General features: G+C 29.1%; 3 protein-coding genes. 1 reads left to right on the top strand and 2 read right to left on the bottom strand.

All coding sequences use genetic code 11. The features are described 5' to 3' along the window. Positions 1–774: 774 nt before the first annotated feature. Positions 775–1,050 carry a DUF2087 domain-containing protein gene (locus CD172_RS12490; protein WP_103346518.1) on the bottom strand — a complete coding sequence of 92 codons (276 nt, stop codon included), beginning with the start codon at positions 1,048–1,050 and terminating at the stop codon, positions 775–777. A gap of 296 nt (positions 1,051–1,346) precedes the next feature. Here CD172_RS12490 and CD172_RS12485 point away from each other — a divergent pair, with 296 nt between their 5' ends. Next, a complete protein-coding gene (locus tag CD172_RS12485) occupies positions 1,347–2,267 on the top strand; it encodes a TDT family transporter (RefSeq protein ID WP_103346517.1) in 921 nt (306 codons plus the stop codon). A gap of 299 nt (positions 2,268–2,566) precedes the next feature. Here the strand turns inward: CD172_RS12485 and CD172_RS12480 are convergent. Next, a partial coding sequence (locus tag CD172_RS12480; RefSeq protein ID WP_206169849.1) for a Fic family protein occupies positions 2,567–3,887 on the bottom strand: 1,321 nt, incomplete at its 5' end.

The following is a 3,887-nucleotide window of genomic DNA, read 5'->3' as shown; positions in this document are numbered from 1 at the left end:
ATGTGTATAAGAGACAGTTGCTACACTACTTAGTTCTTTAAAAAGTATTTATGTTACTCATAAAAAGACTTTTGAACAAGAATGATATTATATCTGCATAATGTTATATTAATAACTGAAATCGATATTATTAAATAAAAAAGAGTGAGTCTTATGGTCATGTTTGTGATGTTATTTCTATTCATTTATTCAATCGTCATCACATTGATGTATTTTAGTAGGAAGAAATAATTTAAAATTTATTAAGCTATAAACTTTAATTTGCTGACAAAATAAACTTTGTGGAAGTGAGTGCAATGTTAAATGATAATGAAGATATTCAACTTTTATATCAATCATTACAAGAATTAGCAGCACAACTAGAGGAAAATCAGTTAAACACTAAATTTGTAAGTTTAGTATTTTTAGAGATGCATTTAAAATATAACGTTTTGAAGAAGTGCAAAAAAATATCCTTCAATATATAACACATAGAAGCTTAGATGAGATTAAATATTCTGATCTAGCCAACATTATACATACTGCTTTACCTGATAATAGAGTGTTATCCGCTGTACAGATTAATTAAATAATCATAGGTTTTGCTAATTGTTATTACCCTAAACTTCAAAATATTGCTGATGATATTAAAAGTGAAGTAGGTAATACAATATATAAATACTTCGATGCCACATATTTTGAGTAGGCATTTACTTGGCCTATGGTATAAGGAATATGTATAAAAAATGTGATAGTTATAGAAGGATGATTTGAATATTATAAACACTTAATTTATCACTGAATACCTTCATTATTTCCTTTAGCTATTAATTGATATTCCTTTCCTCCTTTGTCTCTAGATAATAATGAATAATCTATCATATAACGTCTTAGTAACACATAATCATCATAATAAGATTTTAGTATTTCGTTTATTTCTTTCTCAGTGTATATTTTCCCCTTTTCGAATTCTAAGGCAAGGATTTCCATAAGAGCTTTTTTATCTTTTTCTTTTCTAGGTATGACTTGTATTCTATTATTTTTTATATATCTTTCTTTGATCTTATTCATTGTTTACTCCCCTTTATCTCAAAAATAGATACTTATATATTACTTTTCCGACACCCACCCCCATCACTCTAGTATTGATTTTATGTATCATTGACATAATTCTCAAAATATTAGATAGGTTGCAATTATTTCTTATTATATTACAATATGCACCCGCTTGACTATGTTTAGTTTCATAGATGAAATGCTTCAGCAAAATTCTTATTTATTCCATACAACTTCCTTAGAAATATTAAGAATATCGAATTATCGTGATATAATTAGTGAAGAAAATCACAAAGAGAAGGTTGTAAATCATGAGACGCCAAAACATACCATTAGTTACATCAGGACTGGTCTTAGGTTTATTAGGGCTAGGTAATTTATTAAAAGATATATCTCTTGTTTTAACCGCGATATGCGGCATCTTAGCTATTTTAATTTGGCTTCACCTTTTACAAAGTATATTCTATAACTTTAACCATGTTAAAGATCAGTTGAATAGTCCGCTCATTTCCTCAGTGTTCACTACATTTTTTATGTCCGGTTTCCTTGGGACGACTTATTTGAATACGTTTTTTAGTCATATCACTATGATCCAACATATACTCACACCTTTGTGGCTCTTATGTCTTACAGGGATTGTGATACATATGATTATTTTTTCAACTAAATATTTAAAGCGATTTTCTCTCGAGAACGTTTATCCATCTTGGACTGTACTTTATATAGGCATTGCGATAGCAGGATTAACAGCACCAGTAAGTGGCTATTTTTTCATTGGTAAATTGACAGTAATATATGGTTTTATAGCTACTTGTATTGTATTACCGATTGTTTTCAAGCGGTTAAAAGCTTATCCATTACAAACGGCGATTAAACCCAATACATCTACAATTTGTGCACCATTTTCCTTAGTAGCTGCGGCCTATGTTTTGGCTTTTCCTGAAGCGCATGTGTTTGTCGTCATACTTTTTCTAATTCTGTCTCAAGTGTTTTATTTTTATATCGTTTTTCAACTTCCAAAATTATTAAGAGAACCGTTTTCACCCGTATTTTCAGCATTTACATTTCCTTTAGTTATCTCAGCAACAGCTTTAAAAAATAGTATGCCTATACTCATATTTTCGGAAATTTGGAATGGGCTGTTAATTTTTGAAACGGTATTAGCAACGGTAATCGTATTTAGAGTATTTTTCGGTTATGTACATTTATTCTTAAAACCAGTAGAAAAATAAGACATCCATTTCGTGATTTTAAATGAAATAACCCTCTAACCATTGCGGTTAAAGGGTTTCTTCTTTTTAAAATATTATTCCCACTCGATGAAATGAGTGTTTTTCGTTAGTTTATATTAACTTATAACAATTGATATTACAGTTTTTTTATAGCTTAATACTTCTCATCAATTAACTTCACTTCATAATTTACGTATTCAATTACGTATTCACTGCCTGCAACGTGTGAGATTTTTGTGATAAGTGGGTTACTCAAGCTTATTATATTCACTCACTTGCCTTATAATCTTTTTGTCTCTTTATAAATTAGCCAAGATGTAATCGTTGTAATTCTCATAAATAGTATCGATCAACAGTTTTACCAAAGGTTTAAAATTATACTCATCTGCTTCTTGCAAACATTTTAGGTAACTATCTTTATCCTTTAACTTTATAACCATATAAGGATACTCTTTTAATTGTAACAACCAATTATTTAACAATCTCGATACTCTTCCGTTTCCATCGCTAAAAGGGTGTATCCAAGTTATTTTTTGATGTATCATTGCTAAACTATTTATGAATTCTAAATTCACCTCTCTAAAGCTTTCATCAAATATAAAGCGTATATCTTTAGCTAGCAAATACATTTCCTCTTGAACTTTAGTTGGTGGTGGAGTATGAAATTTTACCCCAGTTATATAGTTACTAGATTGTCTAAAGCCTTTGACATACTCTTTAGACAATTTATATAAATATGAATGATAATCTTGTAACTTATATTGGTCAGGTATATCATTTTCTTCTAAAAGTTTCTCATACATATAATATAAACCGATAATTTCAATTTCATTTTTACTTAATATTTTACCTTCGTCTAAAAAGCCTTCAATATCGAAAATTATTTCTGAAATTTCTTCAATTTCTAAATTGATTCCCTCAAACCTAGAATCATTTGAAACTATTTCCATGATATTGACTTTACGATAAGAGTCAAACAGTTTTTTAGAATTCGAAAAAACACCTTTGACATATTGAAGTTTTATCTTTAAATCTATATCAGTACTTAAATTCCTACTACCTAAATCATAGCTAATATTTAATCGGTCAAGCCTGTAGGTAATCACAGATTTACTGACTTCAAAAAAGTCTGCTAAACAAATTATATCTGCATCGCTCAATTTTTGTTTTCCCTTAAATTCATCTAATTTATATCTCAACTCAAGGTGCGGTACCAAAAGGTACGAAGCAAATGTATTGGCAAACTTTTCAACTTTACTGTACGGAATATTTAAATCTTCATTTAATGTTACTTGTTGTTGTATTTCAAAGTCTTTAATATGGTGACATAATTCATGAGCTAAAGTAAATTTCAAACGTCTTAAACTCACTTTATTTATATTTAATCCTATAATCGCCCTATTATGAACCTTTTCTTCATCTCTTTTTTCAGTAATATAAATACCATCAACATCATTTAAATCACTCGGTACATAGTTTGCATCCAACATCCTGCATAAACTAAAGACATCCAGTTTACTATGGATGCCTTCATCAAAACACGTATTTAAAGTATACTCTGCAAGTTCTCTACCATCTTGCATTCTATGCGAGGATTCTCTTAACAAATTAAGAAAATCT

It is taken from the genome of Staphylococcus agnetis, from assembly GCF_002901865.1.
GTDB classification, from domain to species: domain Bacteria; phylum Bacillota; class Bacilli; order Staphylococcales; family Staphylococcaceae; genus Staphylococcus; species Staphylococcus agnetis.
The sequence above is the reverse complement of the archived record's forward strand: the minus strand, read 5'-3'. Positions and strand labels throughout refer to the sequence as shown.

Excerpts from the sequence above, each read along its gene's own strand:
- CD172_RS12490 (WP_103346518.1), bottom strand. The coding sequence starts at position 1,050 with ATGAATAAGATCAAAGAAAGATATATAAAAAATAATAGAATACAAGTC.
- CD172_RS12485 (WP_103346517.1), top strand. The coding sequence starts at position 1,347 with ATGAGACGCCAAAACATACCATTAGTTACATCAGGACTGGTCTTAGGT.